Below are 16198 nucleotides of genomic sequence, written 5' to 3'. Positions count from 1 at the left end.
TAAGGGGGCGCGCCGAAGGCGGGGGGATAGGAGGGATGCGGGGGCAGGAGCCGTGCGGCGCAGCCGCATGGCTCCTGCTAAGGGGGCGCGCCGAAGGCGGGGGGATAGGAGGGATGCGGGGGCAGGAGCCGTGCGGCGCAGCCGCATGGCTCCTGCTAAGGGGGGCGCGCCGACAGGCGCGGGGATAGGCAGGCGAATGAAGCAGGGTCCATGATTCCGGTACGGAATCATGGGAATCCCGAAGGGGCGAAGCCCGGAAGGGATTACTGCAGCAGCGAGCGCAGCATCCAGGCGTACTTTTCGTGGGTCTGCAGGCGCTGGGTCATCAGGTCTTCGGTCGGGGCGTCGTCGGCGTCGTCGGCCACGTCCAGCACCTGGCGGGCGGTGCGGCAGACCGCTTCGTTGGCGACCACCAGCTGGCGTACCATTTCACGCCAGTCGGCGCTGTTGGTCAGGCCGGGTTCTTCCGGGATGGAGGTCAGCGCGGCGAATTCGCGGTAGGAGCCCGGTGCGTTGAAGCCCAGTGCGCGGATGCGCTCGGCCACTTCGTCCAGGGCAGCCCACTGTTCGGTGTACTGGGTTTCGAACATGGCGTGCAGCGAGTTGAACATCGACCCGGTCACGTTCCAATGGAAGTTGTGGGTTTTCAGGTACAAGGTGAACGCGTCAGCCTGGTAGCGCGACAGCCCGTCGGCGATCTTCTTGCGCTCGCCTTCCTTGATCCCGATATCAATACCCGGTGCCGACGGTGCGGCCGCGGCGAGCTTCTGCTTGCCGGTCTTGGCGACATCCGCCTTTGCCAGTGCCGGGGCCTTGGTGATGCTCTTGGTCTTTGCCATGGGGACGTTTCTCCTTGTGGATGAGATGATCTTCACGATAGACCAGAACTAATGTCTGGTCGCTATCAAGTTTTTAAACGAATCGATTGATGAACTCTATTGAAAAAAACCCGGCCTCCCGCCTGTCGCAGCAGCGGACCGCCCTCGACGGCGCGATGACCCGCGACCGGGGGCGCCTGCTCGGCATGCTCTCGCGCTGGCAGTCCAAGCCGCAGGATGCAGGGCTGGCGCAGGCGTTCGAGCAGGCACTGCAGGCGTCGGTACAGCGCCGCCAGGCACGGGCCAGCCAGAAACCGGCCATTACTCTGGACCCGCAGCTGCCGATCGCGCGTGAAGCCGAGTCGATCATCGCGCTGATCCGTGACCACCAGGTGGTGGTGATCGCCGGTGAAACCGGGTCGGGCAAGACCACCCAGCTGCCCAAGCTGTGCTTGGCTGCCGGCCGCGGTGAGGCGGGGATGATCGGCTGCACCCAGCCGCGGCGGATCGCGGCGCGTGCGGTGGCCAGCCGCGTGGCGCAGGAATTGAACAGCGAACTGGGCCAGCTGGTGGGTTTCCAGGTGCGCTTCAACGACAAGGTCAGCGAAGACAGCCGCATCAAGTTCATGACCGACGGCATCCTGCTGGCCGAGATCGCCAGCGATCGCTGGTTGTCGCGCTATGACACGATCATCGTCGACGAGGCACACGAACGCAGCCTCAACATCGATTTCCTGCTCGGCTACCTGAAACAGCTGCTGAAGAAGCGCCCGGACCTGAAGCTGATCGTCACTTCGGCGACCATCGATACCGGCCGCTTTGCCGAACATTTCGACGATGCGCCGGTGATCAGCGTGGAAGGGCGGACCTATCCGGTCGAAGTGCGTTACCGCGCGCTGGAAGGCGAAGGCGAAGCGCAGGGCGAACGCACGGTCAACGATGCCATCGTCAGTGCCATCGACGAGATCACCCGCCTGGATGCACGTGGCGATGTGTTGATCTTCCTGCCCGGCGAACGCGAGATCCGCGATGCGCACCAGTCGCTGGAACGGCGCAAGTACCGCAACACCGAAGTGCTGCCGCTGTACGCGCGGCTGTCCAACCAGGACCAGGACCGGGTGTTCAACCCCGGCCCGAACCGGCGCATCGTGCTGGCCACCAACGTGGCTGAAACCTCGCTGACGGTGCCGCGCATCCGTTACGTGGTCGATCCGGGCTTCGCCCGCGTCAAGCGCTACAGCCCACGGCAGAAGCTGGATCGCCTGCATATCGAGCCGATCTCCCAGGCCAGCGCCAACCAGCGCAAGGGCCGCTGCGGACGCGTGGCCGAAGGCATCTGCTACCGCCTGTACGCCGAGGCTGATTTCCAGGCCCGGCCGGACTTCACCGATCCGGAAATCCGGCGCTCCAGCCTGTCCGGGGTGATCCTGCGCATGCTGCAGCTGGGCCTGGGACGGATCGAGGATTTCCCGTTCCTGGAAGCGCCGGACGAGCGCGCGGTTGCCGACGGCTGGCAGCAGCTGGCCGAGCTCGGCGCGGTCGATGGCGAGCGCCGCTTGACCGCCGTGGGCAGGCAGATGGCGCGGCTGCCGGTAGACGTCAAGCTGGCGCGCATGCTGGTGGCCGCGCAGGCGGCCGGCTGCCTGAAGCCGATGCTGGTGATCGCCTCGTTCCTGGGCATCCAGGATCCGCGTGAGCGTCCGCCCGAAGCCCGTGGCGCCGCAGATACCGCGCATGCCCAGTTCGCGGATGGACGCTCGGAGTTCGTCGGCGTGCTGCGGCTGTGGGATGCCTACCGGCAGGCACATGAAGACCTGACCCAGTCCAAGCTGCGTGACTGGTGCGGGCGCAATTTCCTCGGCTTCCTGCGCATGCGCGAATGGCGCGAGCTGCATCGACAGCTGCGCCTGCTGTGCGAGGAACTGGGCTGGACCGAAGAGGCCAGCGAGGCCTCGCTGGCGCCGCTGCTGGCCGGCAGCAAGGCACCGGCCGCGGCCAGCGACGACGCCACTGCGATCAAGGCCACGCGTGGCCAGCTGCACCGCGCCGCGCGACTGGCGCGCGAGGGCAAGCCGGCCGAGCAGGCGCCTGCGCCGGTGGCGGTGCGTGCGCAGAAGGAGCAGGCACCGGAAAGCGGTGGCTTCAGCGAACGCGCCCGTTCGGCGGCCTACCAGACCTTGCACCGCGCGCTGATCGCCGGGCTGCCCACGCAGATCGGCCACCGGACTGAAAAAGGCGATTTCCAGGCACCCCGCCAGCGCCGCTTCCAGCCGTTCCCGGGCTCCACCCTGGCCAAGCGGCCGCCCCCGTGGTTGCTTGCCGCCACCCTGCTGGATACGCAGAAGATCTGGGGCCTGACCAATGCGGCGATCGAGCCGGACTGGGTGATTGCCGAGCTGCCGCACCTGCTGCTGCGCAAGCACTTCGATCCACACTGGTCACGCGCGCAGGGACAGGTGCTGGCCTCGGAACAGATCAGCCTGTTCGGGCTGGTGCTGGCGCCGAAGAAGCCGGTGCATTACGGCCGCATCGAACCGGCCGAAGCGCACGACATCTTCGTTCGCCAAGCGCTGGTGACCGGTGAGATCACCACCCGCGCCAGCTTCGTCGCCGACAACCAGAAGGTGCTGGAACACGCGCGCGAGGAAGAAGCCAAGCTGCGCCGCGCCGGCATCGTCGCCGACGAAGGCTGGCAGGCGCGCTGGTACCTGGACCGGATTCCGTCGGAGATCCATTCCGCGGCCGGACTGGATGCCTGGTGGAAGAGCCTGCCGCCTGCGCAGCGGCATGGCCTGTCCTGGTCACTGGTCGATCTGCTGCCGGGCGAAGGCAGCGAAGAAGACCGGTTCCCGAAGTACTTCGCGCTGGGCGATGCCCGGCTGCCGCTGAGCTACCGCTTCGAACCGGGCGCCGACGATGATGGCGTGACCCTGGACGTGCCGCTGCACCTGCTCAATGCACTGGATCCGGTGCAACTGGGCTGGCTGGCGCCGGGGTTCGTGGCGGACAAGGCCACGGCGTTGATCCGCAGCCTGCCCAAGGCGATGCGGCGCAACTACGTGCCGGCACCGGACTTCGCCCGGGCCTTCGCCGAAGCGTTCCCGCAGCCCAGTGCTGATGACATCCGCGGCGAGCTGGCGCGTTTCCTGTCGCGCGCGACGGGGGCGGCGGTGGCCGCGCTCGATTTCGACCTGGAGTCGGTCGATACGCACCTGCACATGAACCTGCGCCTGCGCGATGAGCAGGGCAAGGTGCTGGCGACCTCGCGTGACCTGGACGGGCTTCGCGCACGCTTTGGTGACCAGGCCGGGCATGCCTTCGCTGCGCGTGCTGGGCGTGACATGGCGGCAGAAGGCCTGCGCGATTTCCCGCCTGCGCCGATCCCGCTGCAGGTGCCCGGCGAAGCCGGTGTACCGGCCTACCCGGCACTGGTGGACGAAGGGGATTCGGCTGCGCTGCGCATCTTCGCCGATCCGCAGCAGGCCGCTGAAGCGCATCCGCGCGGCGTGCGCCGACTGCTGGAGATCGGCCTGGCCGAGAAGGCCAAGCAGGCGCGCAAGCAGCTGCCGGTGTCGCCGAAAACCGGCTTGTTGTATGCGGCCATCGAGTCGCAGGAGCGGTTGCGCGGTGACATCGTGGACGCGGCGATGAATGCCGTGCTGGCCGAAGGCCTGGATGCGATCCGTGACCCGCAGGCGTTCGCGCAGCGGCGCGACAGCGCGGGCAGGTCACTGTTTGCCGAAGCGATGGAGCGGCTGAAGCTGGCCGAGTCGATCCTCGGCCTGGTGGCTGAGATCAAGCCGGCGCTCGAGGCACCGTTGATGGGCTGGGCACGCGGCAATCTGGATGACATGGAGCGGCAGTTGGCCGGGCTGGTGCATGCCGGCTTCCTGCGTGACACGCCCGCCGACGCGCTGTCGCAGTATCCGCGCTATCTCAAGGCGATGCTGCTGCGGACCGAACGCGCCAAGCGCGATCCGCCGCGCGACCAGGCCCGCATGCTGGAACTGCATCCGTTCCTGGAGGCGCTGCAGACGGCGCGCGAGCAAGGCATGCAGGACCGGCCGCAATGGCAGGCACTGCGCTGGGACATCGAGGAACTGCGCGTGTCGCTGTTCGCGCAGGAGCTGATCGGGCGCGGCGGCATTTCAGCCAAGAAGGTCGCACAGCGCGTCGCCGAACTGCACAAGGCGCGCTAGCGCGGAGCCCGGCCGGGCGCGGTCGGCCCGGCCCGCCTTCACTTCACCCGCTTCACCTTGGCGCGGGTGTTGACGCCGGGGATCTGCAGATACCAGGCACCGCTCACCGACGGGGCGATGCTGACCTGCGGGTCCTGCCGGCGCACGCCGCCGACATTGGCGCTGTCGGTCTGCTCCCAGTGCTGGCCGTTGGCCAGTACGTACACCCGACCCTGGGCAAAGCCGCGGAATTCGCCGGGCAGCACGCTGGTGATCGGCTCGCGGCTGCCGAAGTCGAAGAAGCCGCGGTGCTCTTCGACGACGGCCCTGCGGCCCTCTTCGCGCGCGACCTGCACCGCGGCGGCCGACGCGGCTTCGACCTTGCCCTGCAGCCAGCGATTCAGGCTGGCCAGTTCGGTTGGTTCCAGCTTGTCCAGTCCGGCGGCCTTGAACTCGGCCGGGCTCATCTGCTGTTGCAGGTCGCCCTCCACCACGCGCTGGGCCCAGGCGGTCGAAGAAAACGCCAGCAGGGCGAGCGAGCAGGCAAGCAGGCGGGGCGTGGGCAGGGACATGGGGCAGCTTCCAGAGGGAGTGGGCCGAGTGTAGGCCAGCCACGCCGGGCATGAACATAGGCGGCCGGATGTCCGCGCAACGATTGTTCCTGAACGGGTGCGGCGCTAGTGTAGGTCGTACCTGTCTTACCCGTGATCGTTGTGAACCGCGCTTCCGTACCCGGCCTGGATGCCTTGTTGAACCGTCCCTCCGCCTCAGCGGTCCACGAACCGCTGCGCACCGCACTGCTCGGGCAGTGGACGCTGGCCGGCCACCAGGTCGGTGCCGAGGCCAACTGGTCGGTGCTGGGCGACACCTTCGATGCCCTGGCGCTGCTGTCCGCCGACGAAAGTTCGCTGGTGGCCGCCCTGCTGTTCGACCTGCCGGCGCTGCGTGAGCGCAGTGCCAGCCTGCCGCTGGGCAACCCGGCCGCGGTCAATGGGCTGCTGGACGGCCTGGATGCCGCAGACCAGGTGTGGGCGCTGCATGCCGGGCGCGAGGCCGGCCGCAACAGCGAAGGCCTGCGTCGACTGCTGCTGGCGATCATCCAGGACCTGCGCGTGGTGCCGCTGCTGCTGGCCCGGCAGCTTGCGCGGATGCGCGCGGCGGACAGACTGGACGACGAAGAGCAGCGTCGCGCGCTGGCCCAGCTGACGCGTGACATCCATGCGCCGCTGGCCAATCGGCTCGGTATCTGGCAGCTGAAGTGGGAGCTGGAAGACCTGGCGTTCCGCTACCTCGAGCCGGACACCTACCGCCGCATCGCACGCGAAGTGGACGAGACGCGGATTGCCCGCGAGCGCTACGTGGAGAACGTCAAGAGGCTGCTGTCACGCGATCTGGCGGCCAATGGCATCAACGCTGAAGTCAGCGGCCGACCGAAGCACATCTACAGCATCTGGCGGAAGATGCAGAAGAAGCGCTTGTCCTTCGACCAGCTGTACGACATCCGCGCGGTGCGGGTGATGGTGGACGACGTCGGGGCATGCTACGCCGCGCTGGGCGTGGTGCACGCGCTGTGGGCGCCGGTGCCCAGCGAATTCGATGATTACATCGCCCGTCCCAAGGCCAACGATTACCGCTCGCTGCATACCGCGGTGGTCGGTCCGGAAGGACGCACGATCGAGGTGCAGATCCGCACCCATGACATGCACGCGCAGGCCGAGCTCGGCGTGGCCGCCCATTGGAAGTACAAGGAGGGCGGCAAGGGCGGGGAGAAGGCGTTCGACCGCAAGATCACCTGGATGCGGCAGCTGCTGGAGCAGGCCCAGGAGGCATCGGCCAGTGGCCTGGCCGGCGCGCTGGATGCCGAGCTCACCGAAGACCGGGTGTATGCGCTGAGTCCCAAGGGCGAGGTGATGGACCTGCCGCAGGGGGCGACGCCGCTGGATTTCGCCTACCACGTGCATACCATGGTCGGGCACCGCTGCCGCGGTGCGAAGATCAACGGGCGCATCGTGCCCCTGACCTACCGGCTGCGCAGCGGTGACCGGGTGGAGATCCTGACCGCGAAGGAAGCCGATCCGCGGCGCGACTGGCTGTTGCCGGCCAATGGCTACCTGGCCAGCAACCGTTCGCGCGAAAAGGTACGCAACTGGTTCCACAAGCTGGACCGCGCGCGCAACGTGCAGGCCGGTCGCGAGCTGCTGGACCGCGAGCTGAAACGCCTGGGACTGGCGCAGGCGGACCTGGGCGCCGTGCTGAAGAAGTTCCATGCCGACAGTGTCGAGGACCTGTACATCCAGGTGGCACTGGCAGACACCGGTCCCAACCAGGTCAGTCGCGCGTTGCTGGAGGCCGAACGGGCCGCCAACCAGCCACCGGCGCCGCCGGCGCTGCCGCGGCCGACGGCACGCCGCGAAGGCCTGGGCAAAAGCAAGTTCACCGTGCAGGGCGTGGGCAACCTGCTGGTGCAGCTCGCGCGCTGCTGCCAGCCGGTGGCCGGTGAACCCATCGTGGGCTACCTCACGCGGACCCGCGGGGTGACCGTGCACCGTGCCGACTGCCCGTCGCTGGCGCGCCTGTCGGCGGCCAGCCCGCAGCGCATCCTGCCGGTGGAATGGGGCCAGGCTGGCAGCGGCTATGAAGTGGACGTGGTGGTCGATGCGGTGGACCGACGCTGGCTGCTGAAGGACATCACCAACCTGATCGCACAGGAAGACGCCTATGTGCTGGATATCCACAGTGACAACGTGCGCAACAGCGGCCAGGCCCATCTTCGGCTGCGCTTGAAGGTCAGCGATTTCGACCAGCTGTCCGCGCTGTTGGGCAAAATGGACGCACTGCCTGGCGTGAGCCAGGTGCGCAGACTGGGCTGAACTTCACGCCAACCGGGCTAGTCTTCGCACATGGACAGGAATTCGCGTCGCGCAGGCGAGCAGGGACACGACGCGCTGCAGCGCGTGCGCCGGGAGGGGCGCTGGTGGTGGGTGCAGGCGCGGCACACGCGCAGGATATGGCGCTGGGCGCTGCTGGCTGCCGGCGTGCTGTTCCTTGCCCTGATCCTGTTGCGCAGACCGCTGGCCGATTGGTTCTGGGACGAGCCGCAGATAGAGCAGCTGATCGAACAGGGCGATCGTGCCTTGGCAGCAGGGCAGCTGAGCAGTGCCGATGGCCGCGGCGCGCGCGATTACTTCCAGGCAGCCCTGGCGCGGGATGGCGATCGCAGCGAGGCCCGCGATGGTCTTGCGCGAACCGGCGCCGCAGCACTGCGTTCGGGCGAGGCTGCACTGGCCAGCGGCGCGCTGGAGGAAGCCGCCGAGGCCCTGGCCTTGGCGCGGCAGTTGCAGGTGCCGCAGCGGGACAGCGAGGCGCTCGCGCGGCAGCTTCGGGAGCGCCGCGCTGCGGGCGCGGGCCTGGACGCGCTGCTGGCCCAGGCGCGCCAAGCCCTGGCTGCCGGACGACTGGATGACACGCCCGATGATGCCTTGCCGTTGTTGCAGCGCGTACTGGAACTGCGTCCGTTGGACGTGACGGCGCTTGAAGCACGCGAGGATGCCTTGAGCGATCTCCTGCTGCGCGCCCGTGCGGCCAGTGACGAAGGTGATGTCAGTCAGGCGGCGCGGCTGGTACAGCGAGCACGCGATTACGACCCCGGCCATGCCGACATTCCAGCCAGCCAGGAAGCGCTTTCACGGGCGCTCGAATCGTGTGTCCGGCGCGCAGCCAGCGAGCTGCGGCGGGGCCGCCTGGATGCGTCCATCGAGCAGCTCCAACCGGCGCTGGACGCTGCCGGCGACGAGGCGGTGGTTGCCGCACAGCGTGAACGGCTGGCGGCGGCACTGGTCAAGGAGGGGCTGCGGCTCGCGGCGGACTACCGCTTCGCTGACGCCGTGGCGCGGATCGATGATGCGCAGCGCATGCAGGCATCGCCACGCGAGGTTGCCGCAGCACGCCAGCAGGTGGACCGGGCCCGCGTGGCGCGGCAATCACAGCAGGGACGCATCGCACCCTCGCGTGCAGGCAGGCAACAGCTCGAGCGCTTGCTGGAGCGCCTGCAGCAGGCCGAGGCACGCGGCCAGTTGATTGCTCCGCCCGGCGCCAGCGCGTTCGACGCGCTTCGCGAAGCCCAGTCGCTGGCCCCGGACGACCCGCGTGTGATGGCCGCCGCCAAGCGGCTGCTGCCCGCCAGCCGGCATTGCTTCGAAGACGCGCTGCGGCAGAACCGGGTTGAAGCGGCCGGGGCTTGTCTGCAGGCATGGCAGACCCTTGCACCGACCGACGCGGCGATCGGGGTGGCGCGCAATCGACTGGCCCTGCGGTGGTTGGCGATCGGCAGCGAACGACTGGGCAGTGGCGATGTGGGGTTCGCCACCCGCGCGGCCGAGCAGGCACGCCAGTGGCAGCCCACGCTCGCTGAGCTGCCCGCGTTTGAAGCACGGGTACGGCAGGCCGGGGATATTGGACGCTGAACCATCGCGCTGTCGGCAGCGGTCGGTGTCCGCTATAGTCCTGCCGCTGCACCTTTCTGCCACGGCCTGCCATGTCTGCTGCTGTTCCTCCCACCGAGATCGTCCTGCGCAACACCCCGGGCGCGGGGCAGTCCAGCGATTTCGATGCGCTGATGGTCTGTGCGGTGATCGTGACCTACGGACCGGATCCGGTGCTGCTGCGGAAGGTCGTGGCAAGCGTTGCTTCGCAGGTGGGCCATGTTGTCGTGTTCGACAACGGCAGCCGCGCGGTCGACGTGGTCGGTCTGCTTGCCGGGCAGGAGCGCGTCAGCGTGGTGCCTTCGGGGCTCAATGTCGGCCTCGGCGCTGCACTCAACCGTGCCTGCGAACGCGCCCGCCAGATGGGGTTCCAGTACGTGCTGCTGATGGACCAGGACAGCGTGCTTGCAGAAGGCATGGTCCAGATCCTGGGCACGGCCCTGGTTGACCTGCAGCAGGCAGGGCATGTGGCGGCCGTGGGGCCGCAGTTCCGCGACGCGCGAAGCGGCGAGCCGGCACCGTTCGTTCGCTTCGGATTCCCGCTCAACCGGAAACTGCGCGGGGGTGCCGGGCAGCGGATTTCCTGTGATTTCCTGATTACCTCGGGCTCTCTGGTTCCAGTGGCGGCGCTGGAGCGGATCGGACCGATGGACGAAGCGCTGTTCATCGACAACCTCGACATGGACTGGTGCTTCCGTGCCAAGCGCGCCGGGTTCTCCCTGCACGGTATCTGCGATGCGCAGATGGCACACAGCATCGGCGAGGAGCTGCGTGCTTCATGGGTGAAGCAGGACGGTGTGATCGTGCACAAACCGTTCCGTCTGTACTTCATCATGCGCAACCGGGTGCTGCTTTACCGCCGCCGCTACACCCCCCGGGTATGGATAGCCCAGGATGTGCCCCGGCTGGTGCTCAAGTTCGTTGGCAATGCGCTTTTCCTTCCCCAGCGCTGGCAGCGGCTGGTGTTCATGTGCAGAGGCGTGCGTGATGGCCTGCTGGGACGCGGCGGTGGATTGCCGGGTTGAGTCGGGGGGCACGGCCCAGGCCAGGGCTGTTGCTGCAGCGATGGCACCCGACTGCTTGAACTGAAGCCAACCGCGCGGCCAGGGACAAGCGGTCTTCGCGAGGGCTGGGGTAGACTCGGCGCATTCAAATATCGCGCCCTGCCCGTGCCCCGACGCTACGATTCCGACGACATCGACGATCTCGACGACGACAACGAGACCGGCCCCTCGCCCTGGCGCCGCCGGTTGATCACCTGGAGCATGGCCGCCGTTGCGCTTGGGCTGGGCTTCCTCATTCCGTATACGGTGTACCTGAACCATCAGGTGACCCAGCGCTTCGGCGAGCTGCGCTGGCAGATCCCCACGCGGGTGTACGCGCGACCGCTGGTGCTGGTGCCCGGCAAGGCAATGGACGCTGCCACGCTGAAGACCGAGCTGGCCGCCTCGGCGTACCGCGATGACGGCGTCGGTGAGGCGCCGGCGACCTACGCGGTGCAGGGCTCGCGCTTCACCATTTCCAGCCGCGGTTACAACGATGTAGATGGCCGCGTGGCACCGCGACGGGTGGAGCTGACGCTGTCCGGCGGCAGCATCGCCTCGCTGCGTGATGCCGAAGGGCGCAAGGCGCTCAAGGCCGCGCGCCTGGATCCTGCGCGCATCGCCACGCTGTACGGGCAGAAGCAGGAAGAGCGCCGCCTGATCCGCATGGAGGAAGCGCCGGACCTGTTGGTCACCGGCCTGCAGGCGGTGGAAGACAAGGATTTCAACCGTCACCACGGCATCGATCTGTCCGGCATCGCGCGTGCGGTGTGGGTGACGGTGCGCTCGGGTGGACAGAGCCGGCAGGGCGCGTCCACGCTGACCCAGCAGCTGGCACGAAGCGGCCTGCTGGGCATCGGCAAGGAACAGACGGTCACCCGCAAATTCAACGAGGTGCTGTTCGCGCTGATCATGGAAGCGCGGTATGACAAGCGCACCATCTTCGAGGCCTACCTCAACCAGGTCTATCTGGGCCAGCGCGGCAGCCAAGCCATCCACGGCATGTCCTCCGGTGCCGAGTTCTGGTTCGGCCGCGATCTCGCTTCGCTGGAAAGCGAGCACATCGCGCTGCTGATCGGACTGGTCAAGGGGCCGTCCTACTACGATCCGCGGCGCAACCCGGAGCGTGCGCTGGACCGGCGCAACTTCGTGCTGGGCAAGCTGCACGAAGCCACGCTGATCGACGATGCGGAGTACCAGCGCGCGCTGAAGGCACCGCTGGGCGTGCCGAAGAATCCCGGCATCGTCGCCGCCAACCGGTTCCCGGCCTACATCGATCTGGTGCGGCGCCAGCTCGGTCATGACTACCCCGAATCCGTGCTGCAGGGCGCAGGCATGAGCGTGATGAGCGGCATGGCGCCGTCCGCGCAGGCCTATGCCGAAGGGGCGGTGACCCGCACCGTGAAGTCGCTGGAAAACAAGAAGCGACCGGAAATCCAGGCCGGGCTGGTGCTGACCGACGTCCACAACGGTGACGTGCTGGCGGTGGTCGGCAACCGTGATGTTTCCGCGCCGGGCTTCAACCGGGCCATCGAGGCGCAGCGCCAGGTCGGCTCGCTGCTCAAGCCGTTCGTGTACCTGCTGGCGCTTGCCCAGCCGGACCGTTATTCGCTGGCCAGCTGGGTGGATGATTCGCCGGTCACCGTGAACCTGGGGCGCAACCGCAACTGGTCGCCGGGCAATGCGGACAACCGCAGCCACGGCACCGTGCGGCTGGTCGATGCGCTGGCGCATTCGTACAACCAGGCCACCGTTCGGGTTGGCATGCAGGTGGGCCCGGAGCGGGTGACCCAACTGATCCACGTGCTGGCCGGGATCAAGGCCGAGCCGAATCCGGCGGTGATCCTGGGCGCGACCGACCAGAGCCCGTATGCGATGGCCCAGCTGTACCAGTTCCTGGCATCCGGCGGTGAAATACAGCCGCTGCATGCGGTGCGTGGCGTGCTGGACCCGCAGGGCAAGCTGCTGAAGCGCTACGACAAGACCCCGGCGCCTGCCCAGGAAGGCGATTCGATTGCCGCCAACCTGATCAGCATCGGCCTGCAGCAGGTGGTGTCCAGCGGTACCGCGCAGCGCCTGAACGCCGATGGCCTGGCGCGCCTGCAGGCCGCCGGCAAGACCGGTACCTCCAACGATGGCCGTGACAGCTGGTATGCCGGTTACACCGGTGACCACCTGGCGGTGGTGTGGATGGGCAACGACCAGAACGAGCAGACCGGCCTGTTCGGCGCCACCGGCGCGATGCGGGTCTGGTCCGGCATCTTCTCGCGGCTGCCGACCGCGCCGCTGCGGGTCAGTGACAAGGGCCTGGACTACCAGTACGTTGAAGCCAGCGGCACCGGATCGACCGATGAAACCTGTCCGGGCGCACGCCGCTTCCCGTTCGTGGTCGGCTACGCGCCGGCGTACGCGCCGTGTGCCCCGCCCGCCGCGCTGCCCGAAGAGGGCGGCGAGCAGGGTGGGGGCTGGCGCAGCTGGTTCGGCCTGGATCCCAAGCCGGACGCGCCGGCAGAACCTTCGGCGCAGCCAGCGCCTTCGACGACCCCAAGGTGATTGCCATGTCTTTCCGTTTTCCGCGCGTGTCTCTGCTGGTGCTGGCGCTGAGCGCCTCGCTGGCTGCCTGTGTCAGCGCGCCGCCGCCGGTGGTGGCACCGGTGGATACCACCACGCCGGCCCAGCGCATGGCCGCCGTTGAAGCCGCCGCCGGTCCTGATGACAAGGAGCTGTCGGTGGCGCCGTTGCGCGATCCGCAGGTCGACGACCTGCGCCAGTCTGCGCACGCCCAGCGCCAGGCCGGTGACCTGGCGGCCGCTGCCGCGCATCTGGACCAGGCGCTGGGGCTGGTGGCGGAAGATCCGGCAGTGTTGCAGGAACGCGCCGAGATCGCGCTGCTGCAGGGGCAGTGGGCGCCGGCTGAACAGTTCGCGCAGCAGGCGATCCAGCTGGGCTCCAAGACCGGCCCGTTGTGCCGCCGGCATTGGGCGACAATTGAGCAATCGCGCCTGGCGCGCGGCGAGCAGGAGAATGCGGTATCTGCGCGGGCGCAGATTGCCAGCTGCACCGTGCCGCCGATCATGCGCTACTGAGGTTGGCGAGCGGGTTGAACCCCCTCGCGGGTGGCTGTTGTTTGAAGCTGCAGCTGGGGGTGGGCCGGGTGGTGGGACTGGTCGGGGGACGGCAACAACCGCATCCTGCGGGCCTCGTTTCGCGCCATCCATGGCGCTCAACGCCCCCGTCCAGCCCCACCACCCGACCCGCTGACAGGTTCCGGGGGCCGCCACCCGCGTAATGAAAAGAACAAAGGAAGGGGTCAGAGTCCTTTCCCTGCGCGAAAGGACGCTGACCCCCTGTTTCTCCCCCCTGCCACCCCCTGTTTTGTCCATGGCCACCATGGACCTGTCGAAGGTGGGGCGGGGTGGGTTGGCGGGGGCGTAGAGCGCCATGGATGGCGCGAATCGAGGCCCGCAGGAGCGGCTCTTGCCGTCCCCCGCCAACCCACCTCGCCCCACCATCAAGCAGCCCTGCAGCTGTTGACCTTGACCTTGACGTTGACGTTGACCTTGATCTTGACGTCAGCTTCTGCGCTGCCGGGCGCCGCCCGGCGAAAACGCTCCCCACCCGGTATCCTGTCAGCGCTGATGAAGCCTGATCTTGTCCATGCCAGCCGCGAGGCGCTGAGCCAGGGCGGGGCACTCGCCTCCCACCTGGACGCGTTCGTGCCGCGCCCGGCACAGCTGTGCCTGACCGAAGCCATCGCCGAGACGCTGCAGCAGCGCGACCTGCTGCTGGCCGAAGCGGGCACCGGCACCGGCAAGACCTACGCCTACCTGGTGCCGGTGCTGCTGTCCGGCATGAAGACCATCATCTCCACCGGCACCCGTGCGCTGCAGGACCAGCTGTACCACCGCGACCTGCCGCGCGTGCGGCAGGCGCTCGGCGTCGGCCACCGCAGCGCGTTGTTGAAAGGGCGCGCCAATTACCTGTGCCGCTACCGCCTGCAACAGGCCCGCGGCGAGCCGCGTTTCAGCACGCCCCAGCAGGCGGCCGAGTTCCAGCGCATCCTGGCCTGGTCCGGGCGCACCCGGCACGGCGACATGGCCGAACTGGACGCCCTGGCCGATGACTCCCCGCTGCTGCCGATGGTCACTTCCACGGTGGACAACTGCCTTGGGCCGGACTGCGCTTACTACGACGACTGCTTCGTGGTGCAGGCGCGCCAGCGTGCGCAGGCTGCCGACGTGGTCGTGGTCAACCATCATCTGCTGCTGGCTGACCTGGCGTTGAAGCAGGAAGGCTTCGGCGAGCTGCTGCCGGGCGCCGAGGCCTTCGTCATCGACGAAGCCCACCAGCTGCCCGAACTGGCCGCGCAGTTCTTCGGCGAAGGCTTCGGCATGCGGCCCTGGCAGGAACTGGCGCGCGACTGCCTGCTGGAAGCGCGCAGCGTCGCCGGCGCACAGGCGGCATTGCAGGCGCCGGTGTCCGCGCTGGAGCACGCGTTGATCGACCTGCGTACCGCGATGGACGGGCTGCCGCAGCGCGGCACGCAGTGGCGTGCGCTGGCGGTGCCGCAGGTGCGCGATGGCTTCGATGCGGCGATGAGCGCACTGCACGCGCTGTTGCAGGTCCTGGACAGCCTGCGTGAGGCCTCTTCCGGGCTGGACGCGTGCCATGCGCGGGCGCGCGAGGCGGTGTCGCGGCTCGGCCGCTGGCTGGGCGATGACGCGCCGTTGCCGGACTTCGATGCCGAGCCGGACGCGGTGCCTGCCGACGCCGGTGACGTGCTGTGGTACGAGCTGACCCCGCGGGGATTCCGCTGCCAGCGCACGCCGATGGATGTCTCTGGTCCACTGCGCGAACACCGGCAACGCACGATGGCGGCGTGGATATTCACTTCGGCCACGTTGACCGTGGGCGGCGGGTTCGAGCACGTCACCCAGCGACTGGGCCTGGACGACCCGCGCACCCTGGTCCAGCCCAGCCCCTTCGACTGGCCGACCCAGGCGCTGTGCTACCTGCCGGAAGGCCTGCCGGATCCGGCCGCACGGGGTTTCGGTACCGCGCTGATCGTCACCCTGCGCCCGGTACTGGAGGCCTCGCACGGGCGCGCCTTCTTGCTGTTTGCGTCGCATCGGGCGCTGCGCGAGGCGGCAGAAGCGCTGCGCGGCGGGCCCTGGCCGCTGTTCGTGCAGGGCGAGGCGCCGCGTGCGACGCTGCTGCAGCGCTTCCGCGAATCCGGCAACGGCGTGCTGCTGGGCTCGGCCAGTTTCCGCGAGGGTGTGGACGTGGTCGGCGATGCGTTGAGCGTGGTGGTCATCGACAAACTGCCCTTCGCCGCGCCGGATGACCCGGTGTTCGAGGCCCGCCTGGATGCGATCCGGACCCAGGGCGGCAACCCCTTCCGCGACGAGCAGCTGCCGCAGGCGGTGATCGCGCTGAAGCAGGGCGTTGGCCGGCTGATCCGCAGCGAGACCGACCGGGGCGTGCTGGTGCTGTGCGACCCGCGGCTGCTCAACCGTGGCTATGGACGGATCTTCCTGGACTCGCTGCCGCCGTTCCGGCGCACCCGCGCGCTGGCCGATGTACAGGCGTTCTTTGCCCCACAATGGACGCCGGCGGCGCCTGCGCCTCTTCCCGATGACGTGCTGCCGCCCGGTACGCCGCTCTCCCTGTTCTGAACA

General features: G+C 68.4%; 9 protein-coding genes. 7 read left to right on the top strand and 2 right to left on the bottom strand.

Features of this window, described 5'->3' with window-relative positions; translation table 11 throughout:
* Nucleotides 1-263: 263 nt before the first annotated feature.
* On the bottom strand, nucleotides 264-839 hold the full coding sequence (locus tag RTX79_RS13365; RefSeq protein WP_312684216.1) for a Dps family protein: 576 nt from the start codon (nucleotides 837-839) through the stop codon (nucleotides 264-266).
* Between the two features lie 89 nt (nucleotides 840-928).
* On the opposite strand from RTX79_RS13365, the gene hrpA reads away from it, so the two are divergent.
* Nucleotides 929-5017: an ATP-dependent RNA helicase HrpA gene (hrpA, locus tag RTX79_RS13360; RefSeq protein WP_312684213.1), complete on the top strand. Its 4089-nt coding sequence runs from the start codon at nucleotides 929-931 to the stop codon at nucleotides 5015-5017.
* 38 nt (nucleotides 5018-5055) lie between these two features.
* Here the strand turns inward: hrpA and RTX79_RS13355 are convergent, their stop codons facing one another.
* Nucleotides 5056-5568 (bottom strand): hypothetical protein, encoded by a 513-nt coding sequence (locus RTX79_RS13355; RefSeq protein WP_312684211.1) that lies wholly within the window; start codon nucleotides 5566-5568, stop codon nucleotides 5056-5058.
* A gap of 141 nt (nucleotides 5569-5709) precedes the next feature.
* Between RTX79_RS13355 and RTX79_RS13350 the strand changes: the two genes are divergently transcribed.
* The 6 genes from RTX79_RS13350 (at nucleotide 5710) to RTX79_RS13325 (ending at nucleotide 16195) form a co-directional block, all read left to right on the top strand.
* Entirely contained in the window at nucleotides 5710-7866 is a 2157-nt protein-coding gene (locus RTX79_RS13350; protein ID WP_312684208.1) for a RelA/SpoT family protein, read from the top strand.
* 30 nt (nucleotides 7867-7896) lie between these two features.
* The gene (locus tag RTX79_RS13345) at nucleotides 7897-9459 is read left to right on the top strand and encodes a hypothetical protein (protein ID WP_312684206.1); all 1563 of its coding nucleotides are present in this window, start codon (nucleotides 7897-7899) and stop codon (nucleotides 9457-9459) included.
* 71 nt (nucleotides 9460-9530) lie between these two features.
* The gene (locus RTX79_RS13340; protein WP_312684205.1) at nucleotides 9531-10502 is read left to right on the top strand and encodes a glycosyltransferase family 2 protein; all 972 of its coding nucleotides are present in this window, start codon (nucleotides 9531-9533) and stop codon (nucleotides 10500-10502) included.
* Nucleotides 10503-10646: 144 nt separating this feature from the next.
* Nucleotides 10647-13073 (top strand): penicillin-binding protein 1B, encoded by a 2427-nt coding sequence (mrcB, locus tag RTX79_RS13335; RefSeq protein WP_312684203.1) that lies wholly within the window; start codon nucleotides 10647-10649, stop codon nucleotides 13071-13073.
* A gap of 5 nt (nucleotides 13074-13078) precedes the next feature.
* Nucleotides 13079-13606, top strand: coding sequence for a hypothetical protein (locus RTX79_RS13330; RefSeq protein WP_312684201.1), 528 nt, complete (start codon nucleotides 13079-13081; stop codon nucleotides 13604-13606).
* 552 nt (nucleotides 13607-14158) lie between these two features.
* Nucleotides 14159-16195: an ATP-dependent DNA helicase gene (locus RTX79_RS13325; protein ID WP_312684199.1), complete on the top strand. Its 2037-nt coding sequence runs from the start codon at nucleotides 14159-14161 to the stop codon at nucleotides 16193-16195.
* The last annotated feature ends 3 nt before the right edge of the window (nucleotides 16196-16198 follow it).

Origin of the sequence: Stenotrophomonas chelatiphaga, from assembly GCF_032054965.1 — a bacterium.
Classification (GTDB): Bacteria; Pseudomonadota; Gammaproteobacteria; order Xanthomonadales; family Xanthomonadaceae; genus Stenotrophomonas; species Stenotrophomonas chelatiphaga.
This window is presented reverse-complemented; position numbering and strand designations above follow the sequence as displayed.